The sequence below is a fragment of the Kitasatospora sp. NPDC001261 genome, from assembly GCF_042896795.1.
Lineage (GTDB): Bacteria > Actinomycetota > Actinomycetes > Streptomycetales > Streptomycetaceae > Kitasatospora.
Window position 1 is genome coordinate 76280 of the sequence record NZ_JBIAXP010000011.1, and the last position, 14268, is coordinate 90547.

Here is a 14268-nt window from a genome sequence, read left to right on the forward strand (position 1 = left end):
TGGCGGGGCAACGGCCGGGCGGGGCAAGGATCCCGTAAAGCCTTCGGAAACCTCCGGGAACCCCTCGGCCTCGACGCCCGGTCAGATGTTAGGGTGAGCGACTGGCCACCGGGATCGTTCGTCCCGGGGCGGCGGCGCGAAGGAGGTGGTTGCGGTGGATACCGGCCGACCATGCAGTACCGGCAGCTCTGCCCGGCCCCGACTTCCCCGTACCCCGCGCCCCGCAGGCCCAACCGGCTGAATCAGCCGCGGTAGCCCCGGGCACAGGCCCCACGGCGGACGGACCGGCCGGGAGAGCACTTTCATCCCCCGTTTCACCGGTGTTCTCCGCCGTCGTACCGCGGCCGAACGTTTTTCCTTCCGCGCGGCCGCGCGACGGTTCCTGCCTCTGGGAGCCTGCCATGTCGATGATCAACAGCCTGCGCGCCGCCGTCCGCACCAACCGCCGCCGGGGCGCGGCCGGCGTCTACGCCGTCCTGCCCGAGGACGCCGGTTCGGCGGTCGTGGACTGCGCGGTCTACCAGCACGGCAAGCGCAGGGGCGAGACGTGCAGCCCGCGCGAGGCCGCCCACCGGGTCAAGGCCGCCCACCAACTCCCCGAGGGCGAGGGCTCGTTCAGCTGGATCGGGCTGCACGAGCCGACCGAGGCCGAGTTCGAGGGGATCGCCCAGCGCTTCGGCCTGCACCCGCTCGCGGTCGAGGACGCGGTGCACGCGCACCAGCGGCCCAAGGTCGAGCGCTACGACGACGTGCTGTTCGCCGTCTTCAAGACCATCCGCTACGTCGAGCACGACCAGCTGACGCCCACCAGCGAGGTGGTGGAGACCGGCGAGCTGATGGTCTTCGCCGGCCGGGACTTCGTGATCACCGTCCGGCACGGCGGCCACGGCTCGTTGCAGGAGCTGCGCCACCGGCTGGAGGCCGACGCGGACGAGGCCGGGCTGCTCTCCAAGGGCCCGGCGGCGGTGCTGCACGCGATCGCCGACCACGTCGTGGACAACTACCTGCTGGTCGCCGAGCGGCTCCAGAACGACGTGGACGAGATCGAGTACGGCGTCTTCTCGGCCAAGGGCGGGCGCAGCGCCGACGTCGGCCGGGTCTACCAACTCAAGCGCGAGGTCCTGGAGTTCAAGCGTGCCGTGGCGCCGCTGCTGCGCCCGATGCAGCAGCTGTCCGAGCCGCTCCAGCGGCTGGTCGACCCGGACATCCAGAAGTACTTCCGGGACGTCGCCGACCACCTGGCCCGGGTCGCCGAGCAGGTGCACGGCTTCGACGAGCTGCTGAACTCGCTGCTCCAGGCGAACCTGGCGCAGGTCTCGGTGGCGCAGAACGAGGACATGCGCAAGATCACCGCCTGGGCGGCGATCTTCGCGGTGCCCACCATGATCACCGGCGTCTACGGCATGAACTTCGAGTACATGCCGGAGCTGCACCACAAGTACGGCTACCCGACGGTGCTCGGCGCGATCGTGCTGATCTGCTTCGGGATGTACCGGGGCTTCCGCCGCAACGGCTGGCTCTGACCGCGCCGGCGTCGGCACCCGGGCCCCGCCGAGGGCGGTACCCCCGGCCGGGGTCGGCGGTCAGCGCCGCCCGCCGCGGGCCACCAGGACCAGCCCGAGCAGGATCAGCACCACCGCCGGGTAGGCGGCCGCCGGCGGCCACTGGCCCAGCCAGAGGGCGGCGATCAGCGCCGCGCCCGGCGTCTCCAGCAGGATCGCGGTCGAGGTGACGGACGGCCCGAGGCTGCGCACCACGCGGTTGCTCAGCGAGTGGCCGAGCAGCTGGGCGGCGACCATCAGCAGCACGATCTGCCACCACACCCCGGCCGGCCACCCGGCCAGCGGCGTGCCGGCGACCAGGCAGATCCCCAGCAGCACCACGGCCGTGGTGGCGTAGCAGACCAGGGTGTACGCGGTGGTGCTGACGGTCTTGCGGACCTCGGCGCCCAGCAGCATGTACCCGGCCGCGGCCAGGCCGGCGGCGAGCGCGAGCGCGTCGCCGAGCAGCGCGCGCGGGGAGAGCGAGAGGTCGACGCCGGTCAGCACCAGCACGCCGGCGAAGGCGACGACCGTGCCGAGCCAGACCAGCCGCGGCGCCCGGACGCCCATCAGCCGCATCAGCAGGATGGTCCACAGCGGGGTGGTGGTGACCAGGGCGGTGGCCGAGGCCACCGAGGTCATCCGCAGGCTGGGCATCCAGAGCGCGAAGTGCACGGCGAGCAGCGCCCCGGCGGCCACCGCGAGCAGCAGCGCCCGCCGGCCGATCCCGCGCAGTTCGGCGCGGTGGCGCAGCAGCGCGTACGGGCCGAGGACGCCGACCGACATGACGTTGCGCCAGAGGGCGATCGCCAGCGCGGGCGCGGCGGTGGCGCTGATCAGCGGGCCGGACAGCGAGATGCCGCCGATCGAGACGGCGAGCAGCAGCAGGTCGAGGGTGGGCAGCGGGTGCGCCGGCCCCGGGTCGGCGGTCGCGGGGGCGGCGGAGGGGGCGGTCGCGGGCCGGGCGGCGGGCACGGCGCTCCTTGCTGGTCGCGGGGGTGGGGCGGTCATACGGTAAGGCCCGTGGCGGCGCAATGGAACTGTCGCCCGGAGGCTGAGACACCCGGTGGACGCCGAAAGCCGTACGCTGTCCGCCATGGACCGTACGCCCGCCGCCGCGACCGCCGACGACTTCCTCGACCGGGCCCTGCTGGAGGAGGCCGCGAAGAAGTCCGGCCTGCTCTGGGTGCGCGCGGACGGGCAGGAGCAGGCCCGGCCGCTGTGGCACGCCTGGCACGACGGCGCGGTCGTGGTGGTCGGCGGGGGCGCCGAGCAGCCGCTGCACGGCCTGGAGCCCGGCGCCGGGGCCGTGGTCACCGTCCGCAGCAAGGACAAGGGCGGCCGGCTGACCGGCTGGAGCGCCCGGGTGGTCGAACCCGCCCCGGGCAGCGAGGCCTGGCTGGGCGCCGTCGAGGAGCTCAAGGGCAAGCGGCTGAACGCGCCCGACACCGACGCCATCACCGAGCGCTGGGCCCGCGAGTGCCGGGTGCTGCGGCTGGAGCCGACCGGCCCGCTCACCGAGCACCCCGGGGCGATGCCGGACGGCTCGCACGCCGCCCAGCCGATGCCCACCCCGGCCACCACCCGGCTGCCGATCCCGGCCGGCCTGCCCAAACTGCTGTTCAAGCGCCGTTAAAGCCCCCCTAAACCTTTAAGAGATCTGGCGCCCAGGACGTGTCCGGCGGCTACCGTGCCTCCCGGCCGGGCCCGGAGCACGCGGGTAGCCTTGGCCGCGAGTGCGCCCCCGGCGCACCCGGTACGGCGTCGAGCGAGTCGAGGGAGTCCATGGCAGGGCCAGGCACCCGGGTCTTCATCTCCCATCTGTCCGCCATCGCGGTGTTCGACCCGAACGGCGACCAGGTCGGGCGGGTCCGGGACGTGGTCGTGTCGCTGCGGCTCGGCGGCCGCCCGCCGCGCGTCCTCGGCCTGGTGGTCGAGGTGGTCGGCCGGCGCCGGATCTTCCTGCCGATGACCCGGGTGACCAGCCTGGAGTCCGGCCAGGTGCTCACCACCGGCGTGATCAACCTGCGCCGCTTCGAGCAGCGCCCGTCCGAGACCCTGGTGCTCGCCGAGCTGCTGGACCGCACCGTCACCTGGTCCAAGACCGCCGAGGACGTCACCGTGCTGGACGTCGGCATGGTGCAGACCCGGCTGCGCGAGTGGGAGATCAGCAAGGTCTTCGTCCAGGTCGGCCGGGCCGGCCGGCTGCGCAAGGGCAAGGGCGAGCGGCTCACCCTGGACTGGCAGGACGTCACCGGCTTCTCGCTGCCCGAACAGGACCAGGGCGCGGCCAACCTGCTCGCCACCTTCGAGCAGCTGCGCCCCGCCGACCTCGCCAGCGTGCTGCACCACCTGTCCGCCAAGCGCCGGGCCGAGGTCGCCGCCGCCCTCGACGACGAGCGGCTGGCCGACGTCCTGGAGGAGCTGCCCGAGGACGACCAGGTCGAGATCATCGGCAAGCTCCAGGAGGAGCGCGCCGCCGACGTCCTGGAGGCGATGGACCCGGACGACGCCGCCGACCTGCTCTCCGAGCTGCCCGGCGACGAGGCCGAGCGGCTGCTCCAGCTGATGGAGCCGGACGAGGCCGCGCCGGTGCGCCGCCTGCTGACGTACGAGGAGGACACCGCCGGCGGTCTGATGACCACCGAGCCGATCGTGCTGGAGCCGGACGCGACGGTCGCCGAGGCGCTGGCCCGGGTCCGGGTCAGCGACCACAAGCCCGCGCTGGCCGCGCAGGTCTTCGTCTGCCGCCCGCCGAACGAGACCCCGACCGGCCGCTACCTGGGCACCGTGCACTTCCAGCGGCTGCTGCGCGAGCCCCCGTACGTCCTGGTCGGCTCGCTGGTCGACGACGACCTGGACCCGCTGCCGCCGGACACCCCGCTGTCGCTGATCACCAGCTACCTGGCGACCTACAACCTGGTCGCCGCGCCGGTCGTCGACGACGCGGACCACCTGCTCGGCGCGGTGACCGTCGACGACGTGCTCGACCACCTGCTGCCGGACGACTGGCGCGACGCCGCGCTGCACGCCCACGACGAGGTCCGCGACGACGAGACGGAAGGGGTGACCGATGGACGGTGACCGCAGCGGACGGTCGAACGACTCCGCACGCCGGCGCCTCCAGGGCGAACTGCGCCAGCTGCGGCAGCTGCGCGAGCTGCGCACCCGCGAGGGCGCCCGGGACCGGCGCGCGGAGACCGCGCCGATCACCGGCACCGGCCGCGCCCGGCTCGACCAGCCGCGCACCGCCCGGCCCGGCCTGCTCACGCTGCCCTCCTACGACCCGGAGGCCTTCGGCGTCCTGTCCGAGCGGATCGCCCGCTTCCTCGGCACCGGGCGGTTCATCGTCTGGATGACGGTGGTGGTCGTCGTCTGGATAGCGTGGAACACCCTGCTGCCGATGTCCGTGCGCTTCGACGAGTACCCGTTCATCTTCCTGACCCTGGCGCTGTCCCTGCAGGCCTCGTACGCGGCCCCGCTGATCCTGCTGGCGCAGAACCGGCAGGACAACCGGGACCGCGTCAACATGGAGCAGGACCGCGCCCGCAGCGACCGCAACATCGCCGACACCGAGTACCTGACCCGCGAGGTCGCGGCCCTCCGGCACGGGCTCGGCGAGGTCGCCACCCGGGCCTTCATCACTTCTGAACTGGGCAGCATCCGGTCCGAACTCCAGTCCCTGCTCAAGGAGATCGACGAACGCCGGGAAGCCCCCGAGCCGCTGTGACCCGCGGCACGCTACCGACCGGTTAACGACTTCGCCGGGCGCCGTACCATCAAGGCATGGCCAACGAGACAGAGGTCGCGGCCGGCGTCACGGAGGAGTCCGTACGCCAGGCGCTGGCGACCGTCAACGACCCGGAGATCAACCGCCCGATCACCGAGATCGGCATGGTGAAATCGGTCGGGATCGCCGAGGGCGGCGTGGTGAGCGTCGCGGTCTACCTGACGGTCTCCGGCTGCCCGATGCGCGACACCATCGTCACCCGGGTGCGCGAGGCGGTCGGGAAGGTCCCCGGCGTGACCGGCGTCGAGGTCGAGCTCGACGTGATGAGCGACGAGCAGCGCAAGGAACTGTCCCAGCTGCTGCGCGGCGGCGCCCCCGAGCGGGAGATCCCGTTCGCCAAGCCGGGCACGCTGACCCGGGTCTACGCCGTCGCCTCCGGCAAGGGCGGCGTCGGCAAGTCCTCGGTGACCGTCAACCTGGCGGCCGCGATGGCCGCCGACGGCCTGAAGGTCGCCGTGGTGGACGCCGACATCTACGGCCACAGCGTGCCGCGCATGCTGGGCGTCGAGGGCCGGCCGACCCAGGTCCAGGACATGATCATGCCGCCGCAGGCGAACGGCGTGAAGGTCATCTCGATCGGCATGTTCACCCCGGGCAACGCCCCGGTGGTCTGGCGCGGCCCGATGCTGCACCGCGCGCTCCAGCAGTTCCTCGCCGACGTGTACTGGGGCGACCTGGACGTGCTGCTGCTGGACCTGCCGCCCGGCACCGGCGACATCGCCATCTCGGTGGCCCAGCTGGTCCCCAACGCGGAGATCCTGATCGTCACCACCCCGCAGATGGCCGCCGCCGAGGTGGCCGAGCGGGCCGGCACCATCGCGGTGCAGACCCACCAGAAGATCGTCGGCGTGATCGAGAACATGTCCGGCATGCCGTGCCCGCACTGCGACGAGATGATCGACGTCTTCGGCACCGGCGGCGGCCAGACCGTCGCGGACGCGCTCACCCGCACCGTCGGCGCGACCGTCCCGGTGCTCGGCTCGATCCCGATCGACGTGCGGCTGCGCGAGGGCGGCGACGACGGCCGCCCGGTCGTGCTCGCCGCGCCCGACTCCCCGGCCGGCGTCGCCCTGCGCGCGGTGGCCGGCAAGCTCGGCGGCCGCCAGCGCGGGCTGTCCGGGATGTCGCTGGGCCTGACGCCCAGGAACAAGTTCTGAGACGGTGACGACGAAGGGCCGGGTGGTCGGACCAGACCACCCGGCCCTTCGCCGTACCGCCGCGGGCCCTACGGCCGGGTGTAGGCGGTCAGGTCCGGGACGGTGGAGAAGCCGAGGCCGTACGCGCTGACGCCGCGGCCGTAGGCGCCGAGCAGGACGCCGGGGGCCTCGCCGGCCAGCACCCAGCCGTACTCGGACTCGCGGTAGCGGAAGGGCTGCGGCAGGCCGTTGACCGGCAGGCTGAGGGTGGACCAGCCCGGGCCGGCCAGGTCGTCGGCGAGGTCCCAGGCGAGGCTGCTCTGCTGGTCCAGCCAGTCCTGGCGCAGCGCCCGGTCCAGCTGCCCGGGCCAGGTGCCGGCGAGCAGGCCGGAGCCGGCCAGCCAGGCGGCGGAGGAGGCGGAGGTCGCCTCCAGGGTGCCGGTGTTGTCGGCGCTGCGGCGGCTGTCCCGGCGGGCCACGGTGACCACGACGGCGAACTTCCGCACGTCGCGCGGCTCGTACCGCTGGGCCGGCTCCTCGCCGTGGCCGAGCGAGCCGTAGTCGACGCTGCCCGCGGTGCGGGGGCCGGCGCCGGCCTGCACCAGGAAGCGACGGCCGGTCCAGCCCTCGTCCAGCCCGTACCAGGGGAAGTCTGCGGACAGGTAGGGCACCAGCGGGTCCGCCGGGCCCGCCTGTCCGCCGACCACCGGGCCGCCGGCCGTGGCCGTCGCCCCTCCCGCCTGACTCGTCGCGTCCATCCCCGGGCCTCCTCAAACACACGTTTGCCTGCCGTGGCGCGCTCCCATGGTGGCGTACCGCGGCGCTCCCCGGGGCCGTTACCGGTCCGCGACGGGGCGCGGTGTGACGGACGGCTCAGCGGGAGCAATCAGCACAATAGCGGCGCACACGCCACCGCCCCGCTCAGCCGGGTGGCCGGGCGGGGCGGTGGCGCGGCGCCGGGGCGCCGTACGCGGGGTCGGTCAGGTGGCGTCGGGGTCGAACGGGGGGCGCTCGCCGGGGGCCAGCGGGGCGCCGGCGGAGGCGGGGGCCGGCGCGGACTTCTCGAAGCTGACGCTGCCGCTGCGGCCGTTGACCGGGGCCGCGGGCTTGTCGTCCAGGACGGAGCGGATGTCCAGCGAGTCCTTCATCCCCTTGAGGCCCAGCGGGTCCTCCTCGCCGCCCATGAGCTGCTTGCGGACGAAGGTCTTGGGGTTCAGGTCCTCGAACTCGAAGTCCTGGAAATCGGGGCCCAGCTCGCTGCGGATGTCCTCCTTCGCGTTGTCGGCGAAGGAACGGATCTTCCGGACGACGTTCATGGTGTCCTGGATCAGCTTCGGCAGTTTGTCCGGACCGAAGATGATGATGGCCATCACGACGAGGGTCAGCACCTCCAGCCCGCTCACGTCGCTGAACACCTTTGGCTCCCTAGCTCGTCGGACGACGGTTCCTACAGGGTAATGGCCACCGGCGAGTCCCTGGTCCACGCTGGGATGAAGCCGTGGTAAAGACCTGCCGGTGGCCGAGGCCGTCCGGACGGGGGATCGAGCGTGCGTCCCGGGTCCGTCGAGGGTTGTTCTAGCGGGTCTGCTGGCGCTGTGCCACGGCGCCCCCGGGGTAGCGCTCCGGGGAGCCCGGCGGGGTCGCGTCGCGGGTCGCGGCGACCGGGCGGCCGGGGAAGTCCACCGGGACCTGGGCGTTCATCGGGACGAGGCCGCCGCCGCGTCCGGAGCCGGAGCCGGGCGGGCTGACGGTGGTGCCGTGGCGCTCCTCGCCCTGCGTGCTGAGCCCGCCGACACCGCCGAGCGTCACCGCGGCGACGGAGAAGGCGCCCGCGGCGGCGAACACCAGCCGGCGGCCCCGCGCGGGCGGGCGGACGACGGCCGCGGAGGACTGCGGACGGGCGGGGGCGGCGGTGGGCTCGGGGCGGGCGGAGCGCCGGCCCATCAGCGGCCGCAGCACCGCGCCGCGCCCGAAGGCGCGCGGGTCGACCCCGGGCAGCGGCGTGTCCGCGCCGAGCGCGCCGGCGCCGAAGGAGGCCCCGGCACCGCGGCCGAAGGAGCCGCCGTCGAGCCGGCTGCCGCCGAGCGTCCCGGCGGCGGCGACCCCGCCGCCGGGCAGGTCGTCGTCGTCATCGCGGCGGCCGCGGCCGGCCGGCCAGTCGCCGTCCGCCGGGGCGTCCTCGGGAAGGCCGCCGACGGCCATCAGGCGGGCCATCAGCGCGGAGGACGGGCCGGGCGTGCCGGTGCGGGTCAGCATGTGCTTGACGGCGCGGGCCTCGTCGACCTCGGCGAGGCAGTGCGGGCAGGTCGCCAGGTGGGCCTGGACGCGGTCGCGCGAGTCGTGGCCGAGCTCGCCGTCCAGGAAGGCGGAGAGGCGCTCGCCGAGGTGGTGGTCCTCGGCGGGTGCGGCGGGGCGGACGGGAAGCGCGTGCAGCGCCGTGTCCGCGGGCAGTGCCACCGCGGGCAGCACGGGCTCACCGGGTTCGTCGCCTCCGCGACGGCCCGGCAGGGCCCAGCCCCGTCGGTTCGGGGACCGGTCGGAGGCGTCCGACCGACCCGAACCGGACCGGCTGGTTCCGCTCACGACCGCCTCCGTCCGCGCCCACCGGGCGCGACCGCGGCCTCGACCGCGCCGACGCCGACCGGCACCGGCTCCTCCGAGCCGCCGCGGCGCTCCCGGCCGGGGGCCGAGCCGGGGGCGCGGTGCTTGAGCGCGGCGCGCAGGTGCGAGCGGCCGCGGTGGATGCGGCTGCGGACGGTGCCGAGCTTGACGCCCAGCGTGGCGGCGATCTCCTCGTAGGACAGGCCCTCGATGTCGCAGAGCACCACCGCGGCGCGGAACTCCGGCGCCAGGGTGTCCAGCGCCTGCTGCACGTCGGCGTCGAAGTGGGTGTCGCTGAAGTGCTGGGCCGGGCTCGGCTCGCGGGAGGCGAGCCGCTCGGCCGCGTCCTCGCCGAGCGCGTCGAAGCGGATGCGCTGGCGGCGGCGGACCATGTCCAGGAAGAGGTTGGTGGTGATCCGGTGCAGCCAGCCCTCGAACGTGCCGGGGGTGTACGTGGACAGCGAACGGAACACCCGGACGAAGACCTCCTGGGTGAGGTCCTCGGCGTCGTGCTGGTTGCCCGTCAGGCGGTAGGCGAGCCGGTAGACGCGGGCGCTGTGCGCCTCGACGATCTCCTCCCAGCTGGGCGGAGTCCAGGTCTGCGCGTCGGGACCCTCGGTGAAGGTCGCGAGGGCGGGGGCCTCGGTGGCGCCGCCGGCCGGCGTCGCGGCCACGGGCTGGTCCAGGTCGGAGTGCGCAGGCTGGTTCATCACGGGCTTCGGCGTACGGGCTGACGCGGTGCCGCGGGAGTGCCGCCGCACAGGGACGTCGCCCTCGGCCACACCTCCTCGGTCGGCTCTTCTGCCCAGCAGGGCCACCACCATATCCACCTCACCCGTCAAGCCCGGATAAAAGTGCCCGGGAGGTCTTCCGCACCCGGTCCGTCCTGACAACGGCCCGCCGCCGTACGCGGTTCCCGGTCGGCCAGTAATCTGTGCCAGGAAATATCGACATCCTTCGGCACCGGGCCTCGCCCGGGGCTCCGAAAGAGGCAGCCATCAGCGAGTTCGGGCCCGCGCACGCGGCCCTCGCCGACACCTACGTGAGCGAGGACGCCGTGCTGACCTACGCCCGGGCGCAGTCCGCGCGGACCGGGATACGGGCGATCGGACCGAGCGGCGGGGCCTGCCTGCGGCTGCTGGCCGCCGCGCTGGACGCCAAGGCGGTGGCCGAGATCGGCACCGGCACCGGGGTGTCCGGGGTCTACCTGCTGCGCGGAATGCGGCCGGACGGCGTGCTCACCACGGTCGACTCCGAGCCGGTGCGCCAGCAGCTGGCCCGCGAGGCGTACCAGGCGGCCGGGTTCGCGGCCAACCGCTCCCGGTTCATACCGGGCCGGGCGCTGGAGGTGCTGCCCCGGCTCGCCGACGGCCAGTACGACCTGGTGTTCTGCGACGGCGACCCGGTCGAGTCCTGCGAGTACCTGCGGGAGGCGCTGCGGCTGCTGCGGCCGGGCGGGATGGTCTGCTTCGAGGGCGTCTTCCAGGAGGGCCGGCTGGCCGAGCCGGAGCTCCAGGACCCGCAGACCGGCGCGGTCCGGGACCTGGTCCGGGACGTGCGGGAGAGCGAGGCCCTGCTGCCGGCGCTGCTGCCGGTGTCGGACGGGCTGCTCTGCGCCGTCAAGCGCTGAACGTCAAGCGCTGAGCGTCACGCGCCGAGCCCGGCGCCCCTTCGGGCCCGGGCCCGGGAAAACGTGCGGACCCGGGCCGACATGACGTCGAACCCGGGCCCGGCAGCACATCTCCAGGAGATGGCGAGCACCTGCTGCGGTCAGCCGCAGGCCTTCTTCAGGGCCTCGCCGAGGGCCTGGGCCTCGTCCGGCGTGAGCTCCACCACAAGGCGTCCGCCGCCTTCGAGCGGAACGCGCATGATGATGCCCCGTCCCTCTTTGGTGACTTCGAGCGGGCCGTCACCCGTCCGCGGCTTCATGGCCGCCATGCTCGTTCCCCTTCCTGCAACCGCTCAGCTACGCACCGGCAGTCCGTCCACCGCCGGTATCGAACGCATTGATCGGAAGCCATTATCCCGCATGCCACGGGCTGATGACCAACATCACTCTCGGTGCAACCACGACCGGACCGCCCCCAACCGCCGCAAACCACGTCATAAGCCCCGGCGTGGCGGTGGTGCGGACACCGCCCGAAGGTGCGATACCTCACACTCCCCAGGCCCCCGCGTGCTCCGGCATCCTGACACACACGACCGACAACGCCTCGATCCCGGGAGCCCTCACCCATGTCCGATTCCGTGCTGTACGAGCTGGACGGCGGCCTGGCCGTCATCACCATCAACCGCCCGGAGGCGATGAACGCGCTCGACGTCGCCACCAAGGTCGCGCTGCGCGACGCCGTGACCGCCGCGGCCGCGGACCCGGCGGTGCGGGCCGTCCTGCTCACCGGAGCGGGCGAGCGGGCGTTCTGCGTCGGACAGGACCTGAACGAGCACCTGGCCATGCTGAAGCGGGCCGAGGAGACCGGCGAGGGCGCGCTGCGGACCGTCGGCGAGCACTACAACCCGCTGGTGCGGGCGCTGGCCGGGATGCGCAAGCCGACCGTCGCCGCGGTCGGCGGGGTGGCGGCCGGGGCCGGCGCCTCGCTCGCCTTCGCCTGCGACTTCCGCGTCCTGTCCGACCGGGCCGGCTTCAACACCGCCTTCGCCGGGATCGGGCTGACCGCCGACTCGGGCGCCTCCTGGACGCTGCCCCGGCTGGTCGGGCACGCCAGGGCCACCGAGCTGCTGATGCTGCCCCGCACGGTCAAGGCCGCCGAGGCCGCCGAGCTGGGCCTGGCCACCAGGGTGGTGCCGGCCGGGGAACTCGCCGCCACCGCACGGGCCTTCGCCCGTGAGCTGGCCGAGGGCCCGACCGTCGCCTACGGCGCCATCAAGGAGTCGCTGGCGTACGGCGCCTCCCACTCGCTGGACGAACTCCTCGACAAGGAGGACGAGTTGCAGACGCTGGCCGGCGACAGCGAGGACCACCGGATCGCGGTGCGCGCCTTCATCGCCAAGGAGAAGCCGACGTACCTGGGCCGCTAGGGCCGGTGTCCGGGTCCGGGCCGGCCGGCCCGGACCCGCCGGTCAGCCCTTGGCGCCGGTGCGGACGTGGCAGTCCGCCAGGTGGTCGTCGACCAGCCCGCAGGCCTGCATCAGGGCGTACGCGGTGGTCGGGCCGACGAAGCGGAAGCCCGCCTTCTTCAGCGCCTTCGCCAGCGCCGTCGACTCCGGCGTGACGGCCGGCACCTCGCCCATCGTGCGGGGGGCCGGCCGGCCCGGTTCGGCGGCGAACTGCCAGATCAGCGCGTCCAGGCCGCCCGCCAGGTCGCGGGCGACCCGCGCGTTGGCGATCGCCGCCTCGATCTTGGCCCGGTTGCGGATGATGCCGGCGTCGGCGAGCAGGCGCTCCTTGTCCGCCTCGCCGAACTCGGCGACCTCGGCGATCCGGAAGCCCGCGAACGCGGCCCGGAAGCCCTCGCGGCGGCGCAGGATGGTCAGCCAGGACAGGCCGGACTGGAAGGCCTCCAGGCAGACCCGCTCGAACAGCGCGTCGTCGCCGTGCACCGGGCGGCCCCACTCGGTGTCGTGGTAGACCCGGTAGTCGTCGGTGGAGTCGCCCCAGCCGCAGCGGCGCAGGCCGTCCGCGCCGAGCACCGCGCCCCCGGTCGGGTCGGTCACTTCTCCGTCCCCGGCTTCGCGTCCTCGGGGGCGTGCTCCCCGGCCGGCTGCTTGGCGAGCACCACGGCCGGCTCGACCACCTGGGCGAACTGCTCCAGGCCGGGCAGCGGTTCGGCCGCCGGGTCGGGGGCGCTGGTCGCCTCGACGGCGCCGCGCAGGTGGGCGGCGGCCTCCAGCTCGGCGATCCGCGCGTCGCGGTAGGCGAGTTCGGCGCCGAGGCGGTCCAGGACGTCGTCCACCTCGTCCATCCGGTAGCCGCGCAGCGCCATCGGCAGGCGCAGCTCGTCCACGTCCGCCCGGCCCAGCGGGCGGTCCTGCGGCAGCCGCGCGGAGATCCGGTCCGGTGCCGCCTCCGGCATCGAGCCGCCCCCGCCGAGCGCCACCAGGGCGGCACCGCCGACCACCACGGCCATGGCGACCACGATCACCCAGAACACGAGCTGTCCTCCCGAACTCCCGGCCGGTCCGCTATGTGGTGGCAGGCAACCACACTGATCATGACAGCATGGTCCCTTAGTGAGGCCGGGGGCCATCATCGCACCCGCAGGAGCTCTGGAGGAGACATCGGTGGCACTGCGCCTGGGACCGCGGGAATTCGGTGACGACGAGCTGGTGATCATGGCGATCGTCAACCGGACGCCGGACTCGTTCTTCGACAAGGGCGCGACCTTCGCCGACGAGGCCGCCTTCGCCGCCGCGGACCGCGCGATGGCCGAGGGCGCGGCGATCCTGGACATCGGCGGGGTGAAGGCCGGGCCCGGCGACGAGGTCACGGTCGAGGAGGAGCTGCGGCGCACCGTGCCCTTCGTGGCCGAGCTGCGCAAGCGCCACCCCGAGGCGGTGATCAGCGTGGACACCTGGCGGCACGAGGTCGGCGAGGCGGTCTGCGAGGTGGGCGCGGACCTGCTGAACGACGCCTGGGGCGGCGTGGACCCGAGGCTCGCCGAGGTGGCCGCCCGGTACGACGCCGGGCTGGTCTGCACCCACGCGGGCGGCGCCGAGCCCCGTACCCGGCCGCACCGGGTCGGGTACGAGGACGTGATGGCGGACATCCTGCGGGTGACCGTGGGGCTCGCCGAGCGCGCGGTGGAGCTGGGCGTGCGGCGGGACGCGGTGGTCATCGACCCTGGGCACGACTTCGGCAAGAACACCCGGCACTCGCTGGAGGCCACCCGGCGGCTGCCGGAGATGACCGCGACCGGCTTCCCGGTGCTGGTCTCGCTCTCCAACAAGGACTTCGTCGGCGAGACCCTGGACCGGCCGGTGAACGAGCGGCTGCTCGGCACCCTGGCCACCACCGCCGTCTCGGCCTGGCTGGGCGCGCGGGTCTACCGGGTGCACCAGGTCGCGGAGACCCGCCAGGTGCTGGACATGGTCGCCTCGATCCGGGGCACCCGCCCCCCGGCGGTCGCCCGCCGGGGGCTGGCGTGAACCCTCCTGTCGGCGCTCGGCTCGCCTCCGGGGCGCTCGGACCCGGTGCCGACGTTCGTCGCTCCGGCGCTCGTCCCTCGCTTGTCGCTCCTCGCTT

16 protein-coding genes are annotated in these 14268 nt (G+C 74.0%); 8 read left to right on the plus strand and 8 right to left on the minus strand.

Features of this window, described 5'->3' with window-relative positions; genetic code table 11:
• Window positions 1–401 precede the first annotated feature (401 nt).
• Window positions 402–1523, plus strand: coding sequence for a magnesium/cobalt transporter CorA (gene corA / locus ACFY4B_RS16595; protein ID WP_049654109.1), 1122 nt, complete (start codon window positions 402–404; stop codon window positions 1521–1523).
• Window positions 1524–1583: 60 nt separating this feature from the next.
• Here corA and ACFY4B_RS16600 read toward each other — a convergent pair whose 3' ends face one another.
• Window positions 1584–2552: a DMT family transporter gene (locus ACFY4B_RS16600; RefSeq protein WP_049654111.1), complete on the minus strand. Its 969-nt coding sequence runs from the start codon at window positions 2550–2552 to the stop codon at window positions 1584–1586.
• Between the two features lie 85 nt (window positions 2553–2637).
• Here ACFY4B_RS16600 and ACFY4B_RS16605 point away from each other — a divergent pair, with 85 nt between their 5' ends.
• The 4 genes from ACFY4B_RS16605 to ACFY4B_RS16620 all read left to right on the plus strand — a co-directional run bounded on the left by ACFY4B_RS16605 (window position 2638) and on the right by ACFY4B_RS16620 (window position 6488).
• The gene (locus ACFY4B_RS16605) at window positions 2638–3177 is read left to right on the plus strand and encodes a hypothetical protein (protein WP_049654123.1); all 540 of its coding nucleotides are present in this window, start codon (window positions 2638–2640) and stop codon (window positions 3175–3177) included.
• Window positions 3178–3326: 149 nt separating this feature from the next.
• Window positions 3327–4625 carry a magnesium transporter MgtE N-terminal domain-containing protein gene (locus ACFY4B_RS16610; protein ID WP_049654112.1) on the plus strand — a complete coding sequence of 433 codons (1299 nt, stop codon included), beginning with the start codon at window positions 3327–3329 and terminating at the stop codon, window positions 4623–4625.
• Window positions 4615–5271 (plus strand): DUF1003 domain-containing protein, encoded by a 657-nt coding sequence (locus tag ACFY4B_RS16615; RefSeq protein WP_375874133.1) that lies wholly within the window; start codon window positions 4615–4617, stop codon window positions 5269–5271. Before ACFY4B_RS16610 ends, ACFY4B_RS16615 begins: the two co-directional genes overlap by 11 nt.
• Window positions 5272–5327: 56 nt before the next feature.
• Entirely contained in the window at window positions 5328–6488 is a 1161-nt protein-coding gene (locus ACFY4B_RS16620; RefSeq protein WP_049654113.1) for an Mrp/NBP35 family ATP-binding protein, read from the plus strand.
• A 68-nt stretch (window positions 6489–6556) separates the two neighbouring features.
• Here ACFY4B_RS16620 and ACFY4B_RS16625 read toward each other — a convergent pair whose 3' ends face one another.
• The 4 genes from ACFY4B_RS16625 to sigE all read right to left on the minus strand — a co-directional run bounded on the left by ACFY4B_RS16625 (window position 6557) and on the right by sigE (window position 9778).
• Window positions 6557–7225, minus strand: a complete 669-nt coding sequence (locus ACFY4B_RS16625) for a hypothetical protein (protein ID WP_049654115.1) — start codon at window positions 7223–7225, stop codon at window positions 6557–6559.
• Window positions 7226–7447: 222 nt separating this feature from the next.
• Complete coding sequence (locus ACFY4B_RS16630) at window positions 7448–7882, minus strand: sec-independent translocase (RefSeq protein WP_380670980.1); 435 nt, start codon at window positions 7880–7882, stop codon at window positions 7448–7450.
• A 160-nt stretch (window positions 7883–8042) separates the two neighbouring features.
• A complete protein-coding gene (locus tag ACFY4B_RS16635) occupies window positions 8043–8924 on the minus strand; it encodes a zf-HC2 domain-containing protein (protein ID WP_387968419.1) in 882 nt (293 codons plus the stop codon).
• Between the two features lie 122 nt (window positions 8925–9046).
• The gene (sigE, locus tag ACFY4B_RS16640; protein WP_049655634.1) at window positions 9047–9778 is read right to left on the minus strand and encodes an RNA polymerase sigma factor SigE; all 732 of its coding nucleotides are present in this window, start codon (window positions 9776–9778) and stop codon (window positions 9047–9049) included.
• 287 nt (window positions 9779–10065) lie between these two features.
• Here sigE and ACFY4B_RS16645 point away from each other — a divergent pair, with 287 nt between their 5' ends.
• On the plus strand, window positions 10066–10698 hold the full coding sequence (locus tag ACFY4B_RS16645) for an O-methyltransferase (RefSeq protein ID WP_049655642.1): 633 nt from the start codon (window positions 10066–10068) through the stop codon (window positions 10696–10698).
• Window positions 10699–10838: 140 nt separating this feature from the next.
• Here the strand turns inward: ACFY4B_RS16645 and ACFY4B_RS16650 are convergent, their stop codons facing one another.
• Window positions 10839–11006 carry a DUF3117 domain-containing protein gene (locus ACFY4B_RS16650; RefSeq protein ID WP_074001376.1) on the minus strand — a complete coding sequence of 56 codons (168 nt, stop codon included), beginning with the start codon at window positions 11004–11006 and terminating at the stop codon, window positions 10839–10841.
• A gap of 297 nt (window positions 11007–11303) precedes the next feature.
• Between ACFY4B_RS16650 and ACFY4B_RS16655 the strand changes: the two genes are divergently transcribed.
• Window positions 11304–12104, plus strand: a complete 801-nt coding sequence (locus ACFY4B_RS16655; RefSeq protein WP_074001375.1) for an enoyl-CoA hydratase-related protein — start codon at window positions 11304–11306, stop codon at window positions 12102–12104.
• A gap of 42 nt (window positions 12105–12146) precedes the next feature.
• Here ACFY4B_RS16655 and ACFY4B_RS16660 read toward each other — a convergent pair whose 3' ends face one another.
• Complete coding sequence (locus ACFY4B_RS16660) at window positions 12147–12740, minus strand: DNA-3-methyladenine glycosylase I (RefSeq protein WP_074001374.1); 594 nt, start codon at window positions 12738–12740, stop codon at window positions 12147–12149.
• Window positions 12737–13177 carry a DivIVA domain-containing protein gene (locus ACFY4B_RS16665; RefSeq protein ID WP_063780265.1) on the minus strand — a complete coding sequence of 147 codons (441 nt, stop codon included), beginning with the start codon at window positions 13175–13177 and terminating at the stop codon, window positions 12737–12739. Before ACFY4B_RS16665 ends, ACFY4B_RS16660 begins: the two co-directional genes overlap by 4 nt.
• A 181-nt stretch (window positions 13178–13358) precedes the next feature.
• Here ACFY4B_RS16665 and folP point away from each other — a divergent pair, with 181 nt between their 5' ends.
• Complete coding sequence (folP, locus tag ACFY4B_RS16670; protein WP_074001558.1) at window positions 13359–14171, plus strand: dihydropteroate synthase; 813 nt, start codon at window positions 13359–13361, stop codon at window positions 14169–14171.
• The last annotated feature ends 97 nt before the right edge of the window (window positions 14172–14268 follow it).

Excerpts from the sequence above, each read along its gene's own strand:
- ACFY4B_RS16615 (WP_375874133.1), top strand. The coding sequence starts at position 4,615 with ATGGACGGTGACCGCAGCGGACGGTCGAACGACTCCGCACGCCGGCGC.
- ACFY4B_RS16600 (WP_049654111.1), bottom strand. The coding sequence starts at position 2,552 with ATGACCGCCCCACCCCCGCGACCAGCAAGGAGCGCCGTGCCCGCCGCC.
- corA (WP_049654109.1), top strand. The coding sequence starts at position 402 with ATGTCGATGATCAACAGCCTGCGCGCCGCCGTCCGCACCAACCGCCGC.
- ACFY4B_RS16610 (WP_049654112.1), top strand. The coding sequence starts at position 3,327 with ATGGCAGGGCCAGGCACCCGGGTCTTCATCTCCCATCTGTCCGCCATC.
- ACFY4B_RS16655 (WP_074001375.1), top strand. The coding sequence starts at position 11,304 with ATGTCCGATTCCGTGCTGTACGAGCTGGACGGCGGCCTGGCCGTCATC.
- ACFY4B_RS16625 (WP_049654115.1), bottom strand. The coding sequence starts at position 7,225 with ATGGACGCGACGAGTCAGGCGGGAGGGGCGACGGCCACGGCCGGCGGC.
- folP (WP_074001558.1), top strand. The coding sequence starts at position 13,359 with ATGGCGATCGTCAACCGGACGCCGGACTCGTTCTTCGACAAGGGCGCG.
- ACFY4B_RS16620 (WP_049654113.1), top strand. The coding sequence starts at position 5,328 with ATGGCCAACGAGACAGAGGTCGCGGCCGGCGTCACGGAGGAGTCCGTA.
- ACFY4B_RS16650 (WP_074001376.1), bottom strand. The coding sequence starts at position 11,006 with ATGGCGGCCATGAAGCCGCGGACGGGTGACGGCCCGCTCGAAGTCACC.
- ACFY4B_RS16605 (WP_049654123.1), top strand. The coding sequence starts at position 2,638 with ATGGACCGTACGCCCGCCGCCGCGACCGCCGACGACTTCCTCGACCGG.
- sigE (WP_049655634.1), bottom strand. The coding sequence starts at position 9,778 with ATGAACCAGCCTGCGCACTCCGACCTGGACCAGCCCGTGGCCGCGACG.